The 2246-nt window shown below is 71.7% G+C and carries 2 protein-coding genes; one reads left to right on the top strand and one right to left on the bottom strand.

From position 1 onward, the window contains the following. On the bottom strand, positions 1 to 527 hold a 527-nt coding region (locus tag GTW43_RS37295; protein ID WP_161306394.1), incomplete at its 3' end, for an ATP-binding cassette domain-containing protein. A 410-nt stretch (positions 528 to 937) separates the two neighbouring features. Here GTW43_RS37295 and rhaI point away from each other — a divergent pair. Further along, positions 938 to 2104 (top strand): L-rhamnose isomerase, encoded by a 1167-nt coding sequence (gene rhaI, locus GTW43_RS37290; RefSeq protein WP_161306393.1) that lies wholly within the window; start codon positions 938 to 940, stop codon positions 2102 to 2104. Positions 2105 to 2246 lie beyond the last annotated feature (142 nt).

The raw sequence follows: 2246 nt of genomic DNA, 5'->3' as shown, positions 1-2246 counted from the left end.
GTCGGCTCGTCCATGATCAGGACGCGGGCGTCGAAGGAGAGCGCCTTGGCGATCTCGACGAGCTGCTGGTCGGCGATGGACAGGCCGCGGGCCGGCTGGTCCGGGTCGAGCGCGACGCCGAGCCGCGCGAACAGGGCGGCCGTCGCCTCCTTGACCGCGCGGTGGTCGACGCGGCCGAGCGAGCGGCGCGGCTGGCGGCCCATGAAGATGTTCTCGGCGATCGACAGGTCGGGGAAGAGCGTGGGCTCCTGGTAGATGACGGCGACGCCCGCGTCCCGGGCGTCGGCCGGTCCGTGGAACTCGACCGGAGCGCCGTCGAGCAGGACCGTTCCGCTGTCGGGGCGGTGCACCCCGGCGAGGGCCTTGATCAGGGTCGACTTGCCGGCGCCGTTCTCACCGGCGAGGGCGTGCGCCTCGCCCGCGTACAGACGCAGGGACACCCCCCGCAGGGCGCGCACGGCGCCGAAGGACTTGCTCACCCCCTCCAGCGCGAGCACCGGAGCGGTCTCCGGTTCTGGATGCGTCATTGCGAGTCTCCGTGAGTGTGCGGGGCGGGCCGGAAGGAGCCGGTGCCCGGGCCCGGGGCGAGGGCGCCCGGGGCCGCTGCGGGACGCCGGAGGTTCCTGCGTCGGGTGTCGTCCGGCGTGAAATGTTTCAGTGAAGTTGCCGGGAAGCTAGCCCCGCCGGTCGGAAAAGGTCAAGAGGCCGGAGCCGCGCGGTTGGCCGGGACCCGCCGCACCGGCCTCCCCCGCACCATCGCTCCCGGCCGTGAACGCCCAGGAAGAACGCGTGCCGCCACCATCGGTCCGGGCAACAGCACGATTGCGTAACGCACTTGCGCTCCGACGCGACCCCTTGACGCCCGGATCGGCCGGGGTTAGCTTCCCAGCGAAGTGAATCGATTCACGCCCTGTAGCACCCACGTACCGAGGTGACCATGCCCGACATCGCCGCCGTCAAGGCCGCACTCACCAGCCAGCGCATCGAGACCCCGTCCTGGGGCTACGCGAACTCCGGCACCCGCTTCAAGGTGTTCGCCCAGGCCGGCGTGCCGCGCACGGCGCAGGAGAAGATCGACGACGCGGCGCAGGTGCACGGGTTCACGGGCATCGCCCCGAAGGTCGCCCTGCACATCCCGTGGGACACCGTCGACGACTACGCGGCGCTCGCCGCCCACGCCAAGGACCGCGGTGTGGAGCTCGGCACCGTCAACTCGAACACCTTCCAGGACGACGACTACCGGCTCGGCAGCCTCTGCCACCCGGACCCCGGGGTGCGCCGCAAGGCCGTGGACCACCTGCTGGCCTGCGTCGACATCATGGACGCGACGGGCTCGAAGGACCTCAAGGTCTGGCTCGCCGACGGCACCAACTACCCGGGCCAGGACGACATCGCGGACCGCCAGGGCCGTCTCGCGGACGCCCTCGCCGCCGTCTACGAGCGGCTCGGCGACGACCAGCGCCTGCTTCTCGAGTACAAGCTCTTCGAGCCGGCCTTCTACACGACCGACGTGCCGGACTGGGGCACCTCGTACGTGCAGTGCCTCAAGCTCGGCGAGCGCGCCCAGGTCGTCGTGGACACGGGCCACCACGCCCCCGGCACCAACATCGAGTTCATCGTGGCGCTCCTGCTGCGCGAGGGCCGGCTCGGCGGCTTCGACTTCAACTCCCGCTTCTACGCCGACGACGACCTGATGGTGGGCGCCGCCGACCCGTTCCAGCTGTTCCGCATCCTGCACGAGGTCGCGAAGAACGGCGGGTTCGATCCCGCGACGAACGTGGCGTTCATGCTCGACCAGTGCCACAACATCGAGGCGAAGATCCCGGCCGTCATCCGCTCCGTGATGAACGTGCAGGAGGCCACCGCGAAGGCGCTCCTCGTCGACCGCGAGGCGCTCGCCGCCGCCCAGCGCGCCGGCGACGTGCTGACGGCCAACGCGGTGCTCATGGACGCCTACAACACCGACGTGCGCCCGCTGCTCGCGGAGTGGCGCGAGGAGCGCGGACTCGCCGCCGACCCGGTCGCCGCGTACGCCGCCTCCGGCTGGCAGGAGCGGATCACGGCCGAGCGGGTCGGCGGTGTGCAGGCGGGGTGGGGCGCCTGACCGTCCGGCGGCCGCCGGCCCCGCCTCGCTCCAACCCGCCTCGCCCCACCCCACCCCACCCAGCTTCGCCTCGCCTCTAAGGACTGATCCGTTCCATGGCCACGCACCCGGAAGTCAGCGCTCTCCTCGCCCGGTCGAACCG

Origin of the sequence: Streptomyces sp. SID5785 (assembly GCF_009870065.1) — a bacterium.
In the GTDB taxonomy this organism is placed as follows: Bacteria; Actinomycetota; Actinomycetes; order Streptomycetales; family Streptomycetaceae; genus Streptomyces.
The sequence above is the reverse complement of the archived record's forward strand: the minus strand, read 5'-3'. Positions and strand labels throughout refer to the sequence as shown.

What these genes read in the sequence shown, in the direction of transcription:
- rhaI (WP_161306393.1), top strand. Translation starts at nt 938, where the DNA reads ATGCCCGACATCGCCGCCGTCAAGGCCGCACTCACCAGCCAGCGCATC.